Annotated in this window: 20 protein-coding genes; 4 read left to right on the top strand and 16 right to left on the bottom strand. The window is 72.4% G+C overall.

The annotated features are described in order from the left end of the window. Positions 1-11: 11 nt before the first annotated feature. The 4 genes from ACZ4EG_RS07590 to ACZ4EG_RS07575 all read right to left on the bottom strand — a co-directional run bounded on the left by ACZ4EG_RS07590 (position 12) and on the right by ACZ4EG_RS07575 (position 4,498). On the bottom strand, positions 12-1,094 hold the full coding sequence (locus ACZ4EG_RS07590; protein ID WP_467789917.1) for an MBL fold metallo-hydrolase: 1,083 nt from the start codon (positions 1,092-1,094) through the stop codon (positions 12-14). Then, entirely contained in the window at positions 1,091-2,338 is a 1,248-nt protein-coding gene (locus ACZ4EG_RS07585) for an aminotransferase class I/II-fold pyridoxal phosphate-dependent enzyme (protein ID WP_467789916.1), read from the bottom strand. Before ACZ4EG_RS07585 ends, ACZ4EG_RS07590 begins: the two co-directional genes overlap by 4 nt. A gap of 81 nt (positions 2,339-2,419) precedes the next feature. After that, positions 2,420-3,499 (bottom strand): hypothetical protein, encoded by a 1,080-nt coding sequence (locus ACZ4EG_RS07580; protein ID WP_467789915.1) that lies wholly within the window; start codon positions 3,497-3,499, stop codon positions 2,420-2,422. A 204-nt stretch (positions 3,500-3,703) separates the two neighbouring features. Continuing rightward, entirely contained in the window at positions 3,704-4,498 is a 795-nt protein-coding gene (locus ACZ4EG_RS07575; protein WP_467789914.1) for an RNA polymerase sigma factor SigF, read from the bottom strand. A gap of 252 nt (positions 4,499-4,750) precedes the next feature. On the opposite strand from ACZ4EG_RS07575, the gene ACZ4EG_RS07570 reads away from it, so the two are divergent. After that, on the top strand, positions 4,751-5,131 hold the full coding sequence (locus ACZ4EG_RS07570) for a DUF2795 domain-containing protein (RefSeq protein WP_467789913.1): 381 nt from the start codon (positions 4,751-4,753) through the stop codon (positions 5,129-5,131). Between the two features lie 104 nt (positions 5,132-5,235). Here ACZ4EG_RS07570 and ACZ4EG_RS07565 read toward each other — a convergent pair whose 3' ends face one another. Genes ACZ4EG_RS07565 through ACZ4EG_RS07555 form a run of 3 tightly spaced genes read right to left on the bottom strand, consistent with a single transcriptional unit; the run spans position 5,236 to position 7,929 of the window. Further along, positions 5,236-5,535, bottom strand: coding sequence for a DUF6158 family protein (locus tag ACZ4EG_RS07565; protein WP_363294705.1), 300 nt, complete (start codon positions 5,533-5,535; stop codon positions 5,236-5,238). A gap of 22 nt (positions 5,536-5,557) precedes the next feature. Then, positions 5,558-7,177 carry an ABC-F family ATP-binding cassette domain-containing protein gene (locus ACZ4EG_RS07560; RefSeq protein ID WP_467789912.1) on the bottom strand — a complete coding sequence of 540 codons (1,620 nt, stop codon included), beginning with the start codon at positions 7,175-7,177 and terminating at the stop codon, positions 5,558-5,560. Between the two features lie 41 nt (positions 7,178-7,218). Beyond that, complete coding sequence (locus ACZ4EG_RS07555; RefSeq protein ID WP_467789911.1) at positions 7,219-7,929, bottom strand: histidine phosphatase family protein; 711 nt, start codon at positions 7,927-7,929, stop codon at positions 7,219-7,221. 69 nt (positions 7,930-7,998) lie between these two features. Between ACZ4EG_RS07555 and ACZ4EG_RS07550 the strand changes: the two genes are divergently transcribed. The 3 genes from ACZ4EG_RS07550 to ACZ4EG_RS07540 all read left to right on the top strand — a co-directional run bounded on the left by ACZ4EG_RS07550 (position 7,999) and on the right by ACZ4EG_RS07540 (position 10,663). Next, a complete protein-coding gene (locus tag ACZ4EG_RS07550) occupies positions 7,999-9,504 on the top strand; it encodes a phosphatase PAP2 family protein (protein WP_467789910.1) in 1,506 nt (501 codons plus the stop codon). Between the two features lie 124 nt (positions 9,505-9,628). Continuing rightward, on the top strand, positions 9,629-10,450 hold the full coding sequence (locus ACZ4EG_RS07545; protein ID WP_467789909.1) for a class I SAM-dependent methyltransferase: 822 nt from the start codon (positions 9,629-9,631) through the stop codon (positions 10,448-10,450). Between the two features lie 42 nt (positions 10,451-10,492). Then, on the top strand, positions 10,493-10,663 hold the full coding sequence (locus ACZ4EG_RS07540) for a hydrophobic protein (protein WP_467789908.1): 171 nt from the start codon (positions 10,493-10,495) through the stop codon (positions 10,661-10,663). A 19-nt stretch (positions 10,664-10,682) separates the two neighbouring features. Here ACZ4EG_RS07540 and ACZ4EG_RS07535 read toward each other — a convergent pair whose 3' ends face one another. The 9 genes from ACZ4EG_RS07535 to ACZ4EG_RS07495 are packed head-to-tail and all read right to left on the bottom strand — an operon-like array spanning position 10,683 to position 15,596. Further along, on the bottom strand, positions 10,683-10,946 hold the full coding sequence (locus ACZ4EG_RS07535) for a gas vesicle protein K (RefSeq protein ID WP_453556407.1): 264 nt from the start codon (positions 10,944-10,946) through the stop codon (positions 10,683-10,685). A gap of 17 nt (positions 10,947-10,963) precedes the next feature. Next, a complete protein-coding gene (locus ACZ4EG_RS07530) occupies positions 10,964-11,155 on the bottom strand; it encodes a gas vesicle protein (protein ID WP_453556167.1) in 192 nt (63 codons plus the stop codon). Continuing rightward, a complete protein-coding gene (locus ACZ4EG_RS07525; protein ID WP_467789988.1) occupies positions 11,152-11,925 on the bottom strand; it encodes a GvpL/GvpF family gas vesicle protein in 774 nt (257 codons plus the stop codon). The genes ACZ4EG_RS07530 and ACZ4EG_RS07525 overlap by 4 nt, the downstream gene beginning before the upstream one ends. A 5-nt stretch (positions 11,926-11,930) precedes the next feature. After that, complete coding sequence (locus tag ACZ4EG_RS07520; protein ID WP_467789907.1) at positions 11,931-12,338, bottom strand: gas vesicle protein; 408 nt, start codon at positions 12,336-12,338, stop codon at positions 11,931-11,933. Further along, entirely contained in the window at positions 12,335-13,438 is a 1,104-nt protein-coding gene (locus ACZ4EG_RS07515) for an SRPBCC family protein (protein WP_467789906.1), read from the bottom strand. Before ACZ4EG_RS07515 ends, ACZ4EG_RS07520 begins: the two co-directional genes overlap by 4 nt. After that, positions 13,435-14,127: a DNA primase gene (locus tag ACZ4EG_RS07510; RefSeq protein ID WP_467789905.1), complete on the bottom strand. Its 693-nt coding sequence runs from the start codon at positions 14,125-14,127 to the stop codon at positions 13,435-13,437. Before ACZ4EG_RS07510 ends, ACZ4EG_RS07515 begins: the two co-directional genes overlap by 4 nt. Next, the gene (locus ACZ4EG_RS07505; RefSeq protein WP_453556178.1) at positions 14,124-14,387 is read right to left on the bottom strand and encodes a gas vesicle protein GvpG; all 264 of its coding nucleotides are present in this window, start codon (positions 14,385-14,387) and stop codon (positions 14,124-14,126) included. Before ACZ4EG_RS07505 ends, ACZ4EG_RS07510 begins: the two co-directional genes overlap by 4 nt. A 4-nt stretch (positions 14,388-14,391) precedes the next feature. Further along, entirely contained in the window at positions 14,392-15,171 is a 780-nt protein-coding gene (locus tag ACZ4EG_RS07500) for a GvpL/GvpF family gas vesicle protein (protein WP_467789904.1), read from the bottom strand. Continuing rightward, the gene (locus ACZ4EG_RS07495) at positions 15,168-15,596 is read right to left on the bottom strand and encodes a gas vesicle structural protein GvpA (RefSeq protein WP_467789903.1); all 429 of its coding nucleotides are present in this window, start codon (positions 15,594-15,596) and stop codon (positions 15,168-15,170) included. The genes ACZ4EG_RS07500 and ACZ4EG_RS07495 overlap by 4 nt, the downstream gene beginning before the upstream one ends. Positions 15,597-15,606 lie beyond the last annotated feature (10 nt).

Raw genomic sequence — 15,606 nt, 5'->3', positions numbered from 1 at the left:
ACAGGTCCTAGCTAGTCCAGTACCCGTGAGCCTCCCACCGGCAGGTCCCACAGGGCCTCGCGGTCCAGTCCCGCCGTCGCCCACGCGGCCTGCACCCGGGTGAGTGGCTCCAGGACCGGCTCGGCGGAGAGTACGAACGTGCCCCAGTGCATGGGCGCCATGCGGCGCGCGCCGAGGTCGCGGGCGGCGCGCACGGCCTCCTCCGGGTCGCAGTGGACGTCGCTCAGCCACCAGCGTGGGTCGTAGGCGCCGATGGGGAGCAGCGCGAGGTCAATGTCCGGGTAGCGGCGGCCGATGCGGGAGAACCAGTGGCCGTATCCCGTGTCACCGGCGAAGTAGACGCGCTGTCCGTCCGGGGCGGTGAGCACCCAGCCGCCCCACAGGCTGTGACAGGTGTCGGTGAGGGTGCGCTTGGACCAGTGGTGGGCGGGCACGAAGTCGAAGCGGACGCCGGACAGTTCGGCCGCCTCCCACCAGTCGAGCTCGGTCACGACGGTGAACCGGCGGCGGCGGAACCAGCTGCCGAGGCCGGCCGGGACGAACACCGGTGTGTCGCGCGGGAGCCGGCGCAGGGTCGGGGCGTCCAGGTGGTCGTAATGGTTGTGACTGATCACCACGGCGTCGACGCGCGGCAGCGCCTCCCAGGCGACCCCGACGGGGGTGACCCGGGCCGGGGTGCCGAGGATCCGGCGCGACCAGACCGGGTCGGTGAGGACGGTGAGCCCGCCTATTCGCAGGACCCAACTGGCGTGGCCCGCCCAGGTGACGGCGGTCGTGCGGGCGTCGGTGCGGGGCAGCGGGCCGGGTTCGAAGGGGAGGTGCGGGATGTCGGCGAGGCCGTCGGGTCCGGGCCGTACGGAACCCTCGCGGGCGAAGCGGGCGATGGCCTTGAAGCCGGGCAGGGGGGCGGTGAGCCGGTCGTGGAAGGTCCGCGGCCAGAACCGGAGTTCGCCCAGGGGACGGGGGTCGGCGAGGGGCGGGAACGGAGGCGCGAAGGAGGTGGGGGCGGGCGGGGCCGCCGGGGCCGGTGGAACGTCGGCTTCAATGGTCGTCGTCGTGGTGGTGGACCCGAGCGGCTGCGTCTGCTGCGTCATCGAGGAGGCTCCCATCGCTGAGCGTCGTCGCGGAGATCGTCGAAGACCGACCTCAAGGAGATCAACGCGCGTTGCACGTGTGGCAGTTCCAACGGTGAGGGTGACATGAGGCATTCCGTGCGTTCCTCGTCCGTACCGCCGAGCAGCGGCCCCGTGGACAGCCGCACGCGTAGCGCCCCCAGGTCGTCGCCGAAGCGGTGGCCGCCGGGCGCGGGCATGCCGAGCCCGGCGGTGAGGAAGTCCTCCAACTCCTGTGCGTCGCCGATGTCGTGCGCGCCGAGCGCGGAACGCAGCTCACCGAGATCGACGTACAGGTGGCGGCCGGCCTGCGGCGGCCGGGACAGGGCGCCCGCGGCAACGACCGCGGCGTGCACGGCGGCGGCCACACGCGCGTGCAGGCGTACGGCGGCGTCGCGGCGTACGGTGACCGGCTCGGGTTCGCCGAGCGCGTACCCGGCGGCGGCCGCGACCGGCCCGGCGACGCGCGCCCCCAGTGCGGTGAGCACGTCCAGCACGCGCGCGTGCAGCGCCTCCCCGGTGTCCCCCTCGGGGAAGCGGGCGACGGCCGCGGGCCAACCAGACGGCAGCAGGGCACCGGCCAGGTCGGTGACGACGGTGACCCGGTCGGGAAGCATCTCGGCGGGGCTGAGCAGCACGGTGTCGTGCGGGTCGTGCAGGGTGTCGCGCCAGGTCTCGTCGCTGACCAGGTGCAGTCCCTCGCCCTCGGCGGCCTCGACGGTCTCGTGCAGCAGCTCGGGCGGTGCGACGGTGGCGGTCGGGTCGTCGGCGACGGAGAGCACGAGCAGCCGTGGGTCGCCGCCCTCGGCGCGGACCCGGCGCACGGTCTCCAGCAGGGCGTACGGGTCCGGTACGCCGCCGCACTCGGCCGGTGTGGCGACGTGGAAGACGGGTCTGCCCAGCAGGCGCGCGTACGGTGCCCACCAGGCCGCGCAGGGCCGGGGCACGAGGACGTCACCGCCGAGCGCGGCGGTCAGGGCGAGCAGCAGCGACGGTGCTCCGGGACCGGCCGCCACGCGGTCCGTCCCGGTGGGCAGTCCGCGCCGCGCCCAGTAGCCGCCGGCCGCCTCCAGGAGTCCGGGGCCACCGCCGACCGGCTCCTCCCCGGGACGGCTCGCCGCCGCGGCGAGCACGGCGGAGAGCTCCGGCAGGACGGGCAGTCCGTCGTCGGGCAGGGGCGGCCCGTAGCGGACGGGGCCGTGGCCTTCGAGGTGCGTCCGCCGCATGTCCGCCTCCGCGCAAGTCCGTGGTGCCGAGTGCCGTCCGTACGGTCCGTGCTCTGTCGTCGGCCGCTTCCTCGGCCGGTGTCAGCCGTCCCCGGGCTGCTCCCGGTGCCACACGAGTCGGTGCACGGCCGCACCGAGCGCGCCCGCGATCAGCAGTCCGCCGACGACCAGCGCCGGTACGGACCCGGTGAAGGCGCCGCCCTCCCCAGCGTCCACACCGTGCTGGACGACGGCCGGGCCGCAGGTGGAGTCGTCCCGGGGCGCGGAGCACGTACGGCCGCCGTCGCTACAGGATGCACCCCCGGGCTCCCCGCACTCCCGCCCGTCCCCGGAGGGCTCCCAGCCGTCCCCGGAGGATTCCCGGCCGTCGCCCGACGTCTCCCGGCCGTCACCCGACGACTCACGGCCGTCACCCGACGACTCACGGCCGTCACCTGACGCATCCCGACCATCGCCCGACGCCTCGCGGCCGTCACCTGACGCCTCCCGGGCGTCCGTGGACGTCTCCCGGCCGTCCCCCGCCGGCTGGGACTGCGCGCACTCCCGCCCCAGGTCGTCCCCGCACGACTGCGACGCACCGCAGGCCTTCGCTTCATCGCACGGCCCGGTGCCATCGGCGTCGGCGCCGATGTCCGAGCCGGAATCGGCACCCGTGACCGTGCCCGGGCCGACGACGGTGCCGGCGGCGTCGCCATCGGCGTCGGCGGCGACATCGGTTTCGGTGTCGGCGCGCGGCATCGAGAACTCGGCGCTCCAGGACTGCCCCTGCGCACCGGCCGCGGCGGGGCACGTGCCGTCGACCGCCGTCCGCGCCGCGTCCTGCGCGGCCGCGTCCGGATCGTTCTGGGTGTCCGCACCGGAGGCAATCCGAGCGGTGCCCCGATAGGCGGTCCCGGCGGTCCCGGCCGTACGGCCGTCCGCGGCGGTGACCCGGCGCAGCCGCACGGTTCCCCCCTCGAAGGCCCGTGAGGAGGCGTCGATCGTCTCCGGGGCGGTCCCCTCGACCGCATCGCAGGTGACGGAGACGGTGACGCTGCCACCGGGCCGGACGCTGCCCGGACTGACCTCCGCGGCGGGGTCGGCCCGGGCGGCCGGTATCGCGATGCCGAGGGCGGCCGCGGCCAGGGCGGTCGCGGACAGGGCACGAGCGGTGCGTCGCATGGGACGGGCTCCTCAACGGACGGCTGCGGGGGCACCTCGGTCGTGCCTCCCGCAGCCATCACAGCCCGCCGGGCCGCACCTCGCGCGCGGCCGGACCCCATTCGCGGGAACGCGACCGGCCTATCGGGTGACGTCCACGGCCCTCGGGCATAGGGCGCACGCACCCCGCGAGCTCCGCCCCTACGCCACGTCCCGCATCACCCGCTACGCCACGTCCCGCATCACCTGGTCGCGCAGCCGCTCGCAGCACCGGCTGATCAGCCGGGACACGTGCATCTGCGAGATGCCCAGCTGCTCGGCGATCCTGCTCTGTGTCATGTCCCCGAAGAACCGCATGTAGAGGACGACCCGCTCGCGCTCGGGCAGGGCGGCCAGCCGGGGCCTGACGGCCTCCCGGTCCACGACCGTGTCGATCGCGGGGTCGGCCGAACCGAGCGCGTCGGCCAGCGAGTACCCCTCCCCGCTGCCGGACAGCTCCGCGTCCAGGGACAGCGCGGTGAAGCTGTCCAGCGCCTCCAGTCCGACCCGGACCTCCTCCTCGCTCAGGTCGGCGTACTCGGCGATCTCCGCGACGGCGGGCCGCGGGCCCGCGCCGGTCTGCGAGAGGTCCCGGCAGGCGAAGCGGACCCGGTTGCGCAGGTCCTGGACCCGGCGCGGCACGTGCAGGGCCCACATGTGGTCGCGGAAGTGGCGCTTGATCTCACCGGTGACGGTGGGCACGGCGTAGCTCTCGAAGGCCTTGCCGCGCCCGGGGTCGAACCGGTCCACGGCCTTGACGAGACCGAGGGCGGCGACCTGGCGCAGATCCTCGAAGCTCTCGCCACGGCTGCGGAACCGTCCCGCGATCCGGTCGGCCATGGGCAGCCAGGCCTCGACGATCTGGTGGCGAAGCCGGTCGCGCCGCGGCCCCGAGGGGATCGCGGCGAGTTCGCGGAACGCCTGGGCGGTGTCGGGTGCGTCGTCGTGCGGGTGCTGCTTCGTGCTCGCTCGATTCGGCATGGTGCGTCGCAACTCCCCTGGACTGCTGGGTCGGACGGTCACCGTGGGAGCACCTGAGCGGCCCCGGACGGACCCACCCGTGGCGACTGGTTCGCCGCTCCCACGGACGTGCCTCCTGTCCGAAGCACTGACTGTGCGCCTGCCCGTCGCCTCCGGGGGCAAACACCCGTGTGCATGGGGTGTCGGCGCCCGGTGTTCGGGTACGCGGAGCACACTCCCTGAACACGCACCCCTGTACCCCTGGAGGGAGCCATGCAGCGAGGCAGCGCCCGGCTGAGCGCTCACCGGGACGACGAGATGAAGCACGAGCTCCAGGACCTGCTCAGGTCGGGGCACCCCACCCGCACCGAGGAGTGGCAGGACCCGGAGCCTCCCGCCGAGGACGACCCCGAGATCTGGCGCGGTCCGGTGGTGCCGGGCAAGAGCGAACGGCCGCCCCTGGCGACGGTACGGCTGGACCTGGCCCGGCATCTGGGGCGCGGCGACTTCCCCGCGGCGCCGGGTGAGCTGGCAGGCGCCCTGCACCGGGGGCAGGCCCCCGACGCGCTGATCCAGGCGGTCCGACGGCTGCCACGCGGCGCGCGCTACGCCAACGTCCAGCAACTGGCCGAGGCACTGGCGGGCCGTACGTGAGCCGGGAAGGAAGGCGATCGACTTGCGCATCGCGTCCCTGAAGGTGTTCTGCGAGGCGTTCCTCGACGTGTTCGCCGAGGCCTGATCCCCGGCGCGCGACCGCCTCAGGCGCCGGGAATCGCCGCTCCGCCGCAGCCGCGCTCGCGGGCTCCCTCCCGGGTGCGGCCGGCGACGACCGGGCGGCGCGGATTGCGGCGCAGATACTCGCCCTCCAGTTGCGCCATGCGCTCGTTGTGGGCGCGCAGTGCGTCGTTCGAGCCGTACAGCAGGGTGTCGTGGCGCGTACGGTGGATCGTCTCCAGCTCCTTCATGAGCTGCTGGTCGTCCAGACGGTCCGGGTCGACTCCGGTCATGATGGTGCCCCGCTCGTCGTGGTCGCTTTTCTGCCTCCACTGTACGAACATTCCGGCCCCCCGGCCTCCGTGGCTACCGGACGCGTTCCACCCGGCGCTCGTCCCACACCGGCTCCGGCGTCTCCCGTACCCGGCCGTCGCTGCCGAAGACCAGATAGCGGTCGAACGAGCGCGCGAACCAGCGGTCGTGGGTGACTGCAAGGACCGTCCCGTCGAAGGCCTCAAGACCCTCCTGGAGAGCCTCGGCGGACTCCAGGTCGAGGTTGTCGGTGGGCTCGTCGAGGAGCAGCGATGTGACGCCCTGGAGTTCCAGCAGCAGGATCTGGAACCGCGCCTGCTGGCCACCGGAGAGGCGGTCGAAGGGCTGCTCGGCCTGCCCCGTCAGCTCGTAGCGGCGCAGCCGGGACATGGCCGCGCCCCGGTCCTGGGAGTGTTCCTTCCAGAGGATGTCCAGGAGGGTGCGGCCCTCCAGTTCGGGATGGGCGTGCGTCTGCGCAAAGTGGCCGGGGACGACCCGGGCGCCGAGCTTCCACTCCCCCGTGTGCGCCACGTCCTCGCCCGCGAGCAGGCGCAGGAAGTGCGACTTGCCGGAGCCGTTGGAGCCGAGGACGGCGACCCGCTCGCCGTAGAAGACCTCCAGGTCGAAGGGTTTCATCAGGCCGGTCAGCTCAAGTCCCTTGCAGGTGACGGCCCGTACGCCGGTGCGGCCGCCCTTCAGACGCATGGTGATGTCCTGCTCGCGCGGCGGCTCGGGCGGCGGCCCGGCCTCCTCGAACTTGCGCAGCCGGGTCTGGGCGGCCTGGTAGCGGGAGGCCAGCTCATGGCTGATGGAGGCGGCCTGACGGAGGTTCAGCACGAGCTTCTTGAGCTGGGCGTGCTTCTCGTCCCAGCGCCTGCGCAACTCCTCGAAGCGGGCGAAGCGTTCGCGCCGGGCCTCGTGATAGGTGGCGAAGCCGCCGCCGTGCACCCAGGCGTCGGCGCCGGCCGGACCGGGTTCGACGGAGACGATCTTCTCGGCGGCGCGGGCGAGGAGTTCACGGTCGTGGGAGACGAAGAGGACCGTCTTGCGGGTCTCCTTCAGGCGCTCCTCCAGCCAGCGCTTGCCGGGCACGTCGAGGTAGTTGTCCGGCTCGTCGAGCAGCAGCACCTCGTCGGTGCCGCGGAACAGGGACTCCAGGACCAGTCGCTTCTGCTCGCCGCCGGACAGGGTGCGCACCTGCCGCCACTGCGCCCGCTCGTAGGGCACGCCGAGCGCGGCCGTGGTGCACATGTCCCACAGCGTCTCGGCCTCGTAGCCACGCACCTCGGCCCAGTCGGCGAGGGCCTGCGCGTACTGCAGCTGGGCGGCCTCGTCGTCGACGGTCATGATCGCGTGCTCGGCCTTGTCGACGGCCCGCGCTGCCTCCCGGATACGGGGCGGTGCGACGGACACGAGCAGGTCGCGTACGGTCGTCTCGTCCCGTACGGATCCGACGAACTGGCGCATCACGCCCAGGCCACCACTCACCGTGACGGTGCCGCCGTGCGGCTTCAGCTCGCCGGAGATCAGCCGGAGCAGGGTGGTCTTGCCCGCGCCGTTGGGGCCGACCAGGGCGACCGCGGCGCCTTCGCCCACCCGGAAGGACACATCCCCGAGCAGGGCCCTCCCGTCGGGGAGGTAGTACTCGAGGTGCGCAGCTTCCAGATGTCCCATGGGGACGCATTCTGCGGGGCACCCCCCACCTGCGCAAACCGTTATCCGGCCGCGTCCCCTCCCCTGGGCCGGTGCGGCCGAAGGGCGCCGAGGCCGGTCCGGCCCAGCGGCTGCGGCCGTCCCGTCGGGCCGCCCTCCCCCGCCGGCAGCACGACCGCTCCCGCCCAGGACAGGGCCTTCCAGCCGTCGGACGGGGAGCCCTCCAGAACCACCACACCGGTGTTCTCCAGCGGGCGGTCCGCGGCGAAGGGGATGTCGACGTTGTCGGCGCGGGCGGCCGTCCACATCCGGATCGCCGCGCCGTGGCTGACCATGGCCACGGTCGAGGCGCCGCTCCCCGCGGCCTCGGCGATCACGGCGTCGTAGCGCCCCAGCACCTCCGCGCCGCTCTCCCCGCCCGGCATCCGCAGCCCGGTGTCGCCGGCCGCCCACGCGAACACGGTCTCCATGTAGAACCGGCCGCGCTCCGAGTCGCCGGGAAGCATCTCCAGGTCCCCGGCGGACACCTCGCGGATGCCGTCCCGGACGAGCACGTCGAGACGGCGGGCGGCCGCCAGCGGGGCCGCCGTCAGCTGCGTACGGACCAGGGTGGACGCGTAGACGGCCTCGATGCCCTCGTCCACGAGCGCCTGCGGCAGAGCGGCGGCCTGCCGCTCCCCGAGCACGGTCAGACCGGGCCCGGGTACGGCGGTGTCCAGCAGGAAGTCGACGTTGGACGGGGTCTGGCCGTGGCGGACGAGGAGCAGGCGCATTCGGGCTTCCTCTCACTCGTTCGCACCGCCCGCGCACGGAAACGGCGACTTCAGGGTACCCGCCCCGGCATGAGCCAAGACGTCGATCTCACTGTCCTGAAGCCCGGCCGGCACGTCCTGCGCGACTGGCTGCTCGGCCTCGACTCCCGTCTCTTCGAGAGCGCCGCCGAGCGCCACTGGCCCGGTGCCGGACCCGTGCTGCCGCGGCTGAGCCGGAGCGCGAACCACGGCGTGCTGTGGTTCGCGACCGCGGCGGCGATGTCGGCGGTCCGCACACCGCGCGCCCGCCGGGCGGCCGTCCGCGGCATCGCCTCCCTGGGCGTGGCCTCGCTGGCCATCAACACCCTCGGCAAGCGCTCGGTGCGCCGCCCCCGGCCCGTCCTGGATCCGGTCCCGTTGGTGCGGCAGCTGAAGCGGCAGCCGATCACCACGTCGTTCCCGTCCGGGCACTCGGCGTCGGCGGCCGCCTTCGCGACCGGAGTGGCCCTGGAGTCCCCGGCCTGGGGCGCGGTGATCGCGCCGGTGGCGTTCTCGGTCGCCATGTCCCGTATCTACACCGGCGTCCACTTCCCCAGCGACGTCCTCGCGGGAGCCGCCCTCGGCGCGGGCGCCGCGTTCGCCGTACGGGGCCTGGTGCCGACGCGCGGCCAGCTCACCCCGCCGGCCCGGCCGCGCGCGGACGCCCCGGCGCTGCCCGACGGCGACGGCCTGGTGGTCGTCGCCAACCGGGCCTCGGGCACCGCCGACCGGGTGCGCGCGCTGCGGGACACGCTGCCGAAGGCGGAGGTCGTCGAGTGCGAACCGGAGGACATGGGCGCCGAGTTGGAGAAGTCGGCCGCGCGGGCCCGGGCCCTCGGGGTGTGCGGCGGCGACGGCACGGTGAACGCGGCCGCGGCGGCCGCCCTGCGCCACGGCCTGCCCCTCGCGGTGCTGCCCGGCGGCACCCTCAACCACTTCGCGTACGACCTGGGCGTGGAGGACGTACGGGACCTGGGGCGGGCGGTCCGCCATGGCGAGGCCGTGCGGGTTGACGTGGGCCGCTTCGTCTCCGGGCACCAGGAGGGCATCTTCCTCAACACGCTCAGTCTGGGCGTCTATCCGGAGCTGGTGCGCGAGCGGGACAAGTGGTCGCACCGCATCGGCGGCTGGCCCGCCGGGGTGCTCGGCGCGCTGCGCGTGCTGCGCGCCGACCGGCATCCGCTGGAGGTCGAACTCGGCGGCCGGAGCAGGCCGTTGTGGCTGCTGTTCGTCGGCAACTGCACCTACCACCGCGTGGGTCTCACGCCCGGGCGGCGCGTGGATCTGGCGGACGGCCTGCTGGACGTGCGTGTGGTGCACGGCGGCCGCCGGCCCGCGCTGCGGCTGCTGGCGGCCGCCGTGGCGGGCCCGCTGACCAGCTCCTCGACCCACCGGGCGGTCAAGCTGCGACGGCTGCGCATCGCCGGTGTCGCACCCGGCACACCCCTTGCGTACGACGGTGAAGTCACCGCGGTGGCGGGTGAGGTGACGGTGGAGAAGCTGCCCGTGGGGCTGACCGTGTACCGCCCGGTGCACCCGGGGCGACTCCTGCTCTGATCATTCCGTCAGTCCACATTGCGAAACGCAGGTCTCATCATTCGGCACGCGCGCTTACCGTGGTGCGTACCGCAGGACGGGGCCCGCCGCCCCGTGTGCCGGTACAACGAGAAGGGGTTCCGCCATGACGAAGCCGCAGGAGGCCGCCGTCTACACCCACGGGCACCACGAGTCGGTGCTGCGTTCGCACACCTGGCGGACCGCCGCCAACTCGGCGGCCTATCTGCTCGGTTCACTCAAGCCCCATATGAAGATCCTGGACATCGGCTGCGGCCCCGGGACCATCACCGCCGACCTGGCGGCGCTGGTCCCCGACGGACACGTCACCGGCGTCGACCACGCGCCGGGGATCCTCGACCAGGCCAGGGCCACGGCCGCCGGACGGGGCCTGGAGAACGTGGACTTCACGGTCGCCGACGTACACGCCCTGGACTACCCGGACGACACGTTCTGCGTGGTCCACGCGCACCAGGTGCTGCAGCACGTCGGCGACCCGGTGCGGGCGCTGCGCGAGATGCGCCGGGTCACGAAACCCGGCGGGTTCATCGCCGTACGAGACTCCGACTACGCGGCGATGACCTGGTACCCGCAGGTACCGGGGCTGGACGACTGGCTGGACCTGTACCGCCGGGTCGCCCGCGCCAACGGCGGTGAGCCGGACGCCGGCCGGCGCCTGAAGTCCTGGGCGCTGGCCGCCGGGCTGACGGACATCACGGCCACCTCCGGCACCTGGACATTCGCCACGCCACAGGAGCGCGCGTGGTGGAGCGGTCTGTGGGCGGACCGCACCGTCGCCTCCACGTACGCGGACCGCGCGACCGAGGGCGGTCATGCGACCGCCGGGCAACTGCGGGCCGTTTCTGAGGCCTGGCGGGAATGGGGAAAGCGGGAGGACGGCTGGTTCGCCGTGCTCCACGGAGAAATTATCTGCCGCAAGGAGGCCTGATCCCGGGCTTTGGGGATACCCGGAATGCAGGAGGTTGACAATATGGTTCCCATCCTGCTGGTACTGCTTTTGGCGCTCATTCTCTTCGGTGCCGGATTCGCAGTGAAAATGCTCTGGTGGATTGCCCTGGCAGTACTCGTGCTGTGGCTGCTGGGATTCCTGGTGCGCGGCACCAGCGCCACCGGAAGCAGGAGCCGCTGGTACCGGTGGTGAGCCCGCAGCGGCGGTGAGTTCACTGCCGCGGAAGCAGCGGCCCGAGCGGCCCGAGGTCCAGGTTGAGGTCCTCGGGTCGCAGTCCGTAGCGGTCGCGCAGCTCGGCCATGCGGTCCTCCAGGAGCATCAGGGTGAGCCCGATGCGCTCTTCCTGTTCCTCGCTCAGCTCGCCGGTGTCGAACCGGCGCAGCGCCTGCCGTTCCATCAGCTGACGCAGCAACTCGACCAGGGTCAGCACGAGTTTGACGAGGTCGCGCTCAACCGTGTCGGGGTCGAGGTCCATCCGCTTCCTGCGTTCCGTCACGACGTCACCTCCGGCCACGGGGCGGGCACCTGGTCGCTCACCGAGCTGATCAGGGCGTTCAGGTCGATCCGGACGAGGTCCACGTCGGCGATGCGCAGCGTGATGTCCCCGGTGATGACCACACCCCCGGCGAGCAGCCGGTCGAGCAGGTCCACCAGAGCGACCTCCCGGCGTTCGACGGCGGTCACCTCTCCTCCTCCGACAGGTCGCCGGTGAACGAGTACGCCGCCCAGGGGCCGGTGAGTTCCACCCGCATTCCGGGCGCCTCGTCCTTCGTACGGTCGACCAGTTCCACGAATTCCTCGGACCGGGCGCGCGGCACCAGATAAGCCCCGTTGAGCACGTTCTCTCCCTGGGCACCGGAAAGCGCCGAGTTCTGCGGGGCGTGCAGCCGGGATTCCTCGGCGTACCGGGAAAGCAGCGTGTGGAGCCGGTTCGCGAATGCCTCGGCCGTCTGCCACCTGTCCTCGTGGGAGCGGGCATGCTGCCGGCGCCGCCGCAGATAGTCCCGGCCGCTGGCGGCCTGCCGCGCGGGGCGGGCGGCAGGCTCCTCCGGTGGCTCTGGCTCCAGAAACGCCTTGACGCCCCACTCCACCCGGCCCTCTACCCGGTCGAGGGTGCGCCGGAAGTCGTCCTCGCGCTCCTCGATCATCACGCGTACGGCGCTGTCGTCCCGGAAGACGGTGGCGAGCCGGAGCGGCAGGGGCGTGGTGACGGTGGTCAGGGCGTCGATCACGCCCTGATGGGCGCGGGCGGTCGCGCTCAGCCAGTCCAGGTCCTCCAGGTGGGCGCGGAGTGGCTGTTCGGCGAAGTCCCCCTCCGGGACCGTGCTGACGACCGCGACCAGGCCGTGGTGTCTCAGCAGCCCCGGCGGGGTGCCCCCGACGCCCGTCAGCTGGGACTGCAGGGCCGCGTCGAACGGACGGCAGACCGCGTAGACGTACCGCAGACCAGTCATCCCGCTCATGGGGCCTCCTTCCGACCATGGCCGGGCTCCAGCTGGGCCAGCCGTTCACGCAGCTCTGCGTTCTCCCTGGTGAGTTCGTCACGGCGGGCGCGAGTGGACAGGCCCGGCTCGAACTCGGCCAGCCGTTCACGCAGTTCGGCGTTCTCCCTGGTGAGTTCGTCGCGGCGGGCGCGAGTGGACAGGGCCGGGTCGCTCTCCCACCAGTCGATGCCCATCTCCTTCGCTTTGTCCACCGAGGCGACGATGAGCCGCAGTTTGATGGTGAGCAGTTCGATGTCGAGCAGGTTGATCCGGATGTCGCCGGCGATGACGATGCCTTTGTCGAGCACGCGCTCCAGGATGTCGGCCAGGTTCGCGCTGCTGCTCTGGCCGTACGGCTCCGGGAGCCTGGCGGACGTCGTCATCGACGGCTCCCGCTCTTGGCGTACTCGTCTTCGGACGCCTCTTCGGGTTCCTCTTCGGTCTCGGCCTCGTCGTCCTCGTCGTACTCGTCCTCGTACTCGGATTCGCCTTCGTCCTCCGCCTCCTCCTCGTTCTCGGATTCGTACTCCTCCGGCTCCTCGTCGCCCTCGGCCTCGTACTCCTCCGCCTCGTCCTCCGGTTGCTGCTCCTCGTCGGACCCTTCCTCCTCCTCGGCGACCGCGTCCTCGTGGCTGCGGACCACCTCGCCGTCGCGGATCTCACCGCGCCAGCCGTCCTCGGCCTCGCCCTTGAGGGTGATGAAGCGGGCGAAGTTCTTGAGGTCGAGCCTGGCCCGGCGGCCCTGCGCCCGCCAGATGTTGCCGGTCTTCTCGAACAGCCCGCTGGGGTAGTACTCCATGACCAGCAGGACCCGGGTGAGGTTCTCCTCGAGCTCGTGGAAGGAGACCACGCCCTTCGTGGTGCCCTTGGCACCCTCCGACGTCCACTGGATGCGGTAGTCGGGTATCTGTTCGGTGGTGCGCGCCTTCCAGCTGCGGTTGGACCAGAAGACCTTGAGCTGCCAGTCGGAGTTCGTGTCGTCGGCGCGGCTCGCGCTCTTCACGCCCTTCGCGAAGTTGCTGAAGTCCTGGTACTGGGTCCACTGGTCGTAGGCGGTACGCAGCGGTACGCCGACATCGATGTACTCGATGATGACCGTCGGTTTGTGACCCGCGCGGCCTTTGCGCTTGCCCTTGCCGCCGACGAGGTTCTTCAGGGCGCCGACCACGCTGTCCTTCGCGTGCGAGGCGCCGAGCTCCAGAGCGGAGCGCAGCGGGCCCTTGCCCTCTGCGAACTTGCGGCCGGCATCGAGGGCGAGCCGGCCGAAGCCGGGGCTGTTGCCCTCCGCGATGTCGTTGAGCTTCCCGGTGGTCTCGCCCAGCTTGCGGCCGACGCCGACCAGCATGCGCTGGGCCTGGGCGCCGAGGTACTCCTGCACCTCGGCCTTCAGCCGGTCGGCCGCCTCGCTCTCCGCCAGCCGGCCGAGTGGGTTGTCCTTGGCCTTGCCGTTCGCGGACGGCGCGGATCCGAGGGTCTCGGTCATGACTCGCCGCCTCCCTTCGGAAGCCGGGCCCGGGCACCCCGTGCGGCGCTCCCGCCCGTGGGCGTCTTCTTCCTGTCTGCCGTCTTCTTCCTGTCCGTCGTCTCCTTCGCTGCCGGCTTCTTCGCGGGGGCCTTCTGGGCGGCCCGCTTCGCCGGTGCCTTCTTCGCCACCCGCTTGGCGGCGGCGGTGTCCCTGCCGGGGGCCTTCCTGGCCGCCGTCTGCGCCGTGTCCTTCCCCGACGTCCGGGATCCGGCACCGTCGCCTTCGGCGGCTTCGTCGGTCTCTTCCCTGCCCTCGGCCTCTTCGGTGGTCTCCTCCTCGTCCTGACCGTCCTCGGATTCCTCCGAGCCCTTCTCCGGGCCGATGTCACCGAGTCCCTCGAGCTGATCGCGCACCTCGGCGGTGCGCCCGTGCAGACGGTCGGCCAGGGCCTCCATCTGCCGCTCGACCATGGCGCCGGAGGCGGCCTGGCCGACGCCCCGCAGTTCCTCGCGCAGCTGCTCCCCGATCTCCTTGAACTGCGGGTTGTCCCGCAGCTGCTGGGACACCAGGTCCGTAACCATCCGCGGGCTCAGGTGCAGCCGCTTCCCGGCCACCAGCGAGCCGAGCGCGAGTGCCATCTTCATTTTCTTCGTCCGTCCGAGGACGTATCCGGCCCCTAGGGCGAGGCCCAACCCCATGCGATTCATGCGAATGTCCCATTGTCGGTCCCCGCGCCGCGGCGCAGGGCGATCTCCAGCCGGTCGAGGAGCTCGTCCTCAAGCCGGTCGAACTCTTCCTCGTCGATCTCGCCCGCCTCCAACCGCTGTTCGAGTGCGGCGAGTTCGGCCCGGACCGTGGCGGGGTCGTAGTACACCCGCTCCGCCTCGTCCACGACCTGCCGGATCACCCACCCGGTACCGCGCACGGGCGCGAACGGCAGCAGCAGCACCTCTGAGATCAGTCCCATGGCACTACCCCGATCCCGTCTCCGCGCCGTCGCCGGCCGCGGTGGTGCCCGCCGGCTGGGACGGGCCCGGCTCGACGAAGCTGTAGGGCGGCAGCGGCCCGTTGACGCGCACGTCGAGGTGCGGGTGGGCTGCGCGGAACCGCTGGACGGCCGCCAGGAGCCTCTCGGCGGAGTCCCGGTCCACCAGGAGCGACACATTCGCCAGCCAGCCGGTGGACTCGGGGCCGGCGCTCACGGCGCCCGCCTCCGTCTCCAAGGCCTGCCGCAGCTCTGCCGCGTCCTGGGCCTCCTGCGCCTGCACCGCGGCCGCAACCAGCTCGCCGAGGTGCAGCCGCTGCTCGTGGCTGCCGCCGCCCGCCTTCCGGTTGGACTCGGCCAGGGCACGCAACTCCGGGTCCTCGGACATCACGCGGTGCAGCACGGCGTCTTCGATGTGTGTGGCCTTGATGTTGTACTCGACCTTCCCGTCCAGGGCCCGCAGGCGTTCCGCGTAGTGGTCGGCGCGCTCGGCGAGCACACCGGTGACGCTGTCGTCGTCGGTGGCGACGCTGCCGAACCGCATGGGGAGCACGCAGGCGGCCGCGCCGGTCTCGGCGAGCACGTTCTGGTGGGCGAGCAGCTCCTTGCGTTTGGGGCGCAGCCCTTCGGGGGCGTCGCTGACGACAGCGGCCAGCTCGCCCTCCCGCAGGATGCGCACCAGCCGCGGTGGATCGCCGACGCCGCCCATGCCCTCTGGGAGGGAAGGGTGCGTGACGGCCGTGATGCCGTAGACGTAGGTGCTCACTCCTGCTCCTCCTTCCTGCGCGCGGTGGTCTTGCGGGGCCTCGGCCGCCGTTCGGTCTCACCGGCGGAGACTTCGTCACGCGCCTGCTTGAAGGCGTCGGAAACGGTCTCGGCGGCACCGGACAGCACGCCCTTGGACTTGCCGCGCGCGCCGGATTCGGTGATCTCGCCGACCAGGTCGGGGAGGCCGGGGGTCTTGCGCGGGCCCGCTTCCAGGTCGAGCCGGTTGCACGCCTCGGCGAAGCGCAGGTAGGTGTCGACGCTGGCCACGACGACCCGTACGTCGATCTTCAGGATCTCGATGCCGACCAGGGAGACCCGCACGAACGCGTCGATGACGAGTCCTCGGTCGAGGATGAGCTCCAGTACGTCGTAGAGGCTGCTTCCGCCTCCACCGCCGGTCTGCTGTGCCGGGACAACTGTCATGCCGGCCGAT

The sequence above is a fragment of the Streptomyces sp. NPDC025638 genome, from assembly GCF_055558775.1.
The sequence above is the reverse complement of the archived record's forward strand: the minus strand, read 5'-3'. Positions and strand labels throughout refer to the sequence as shown.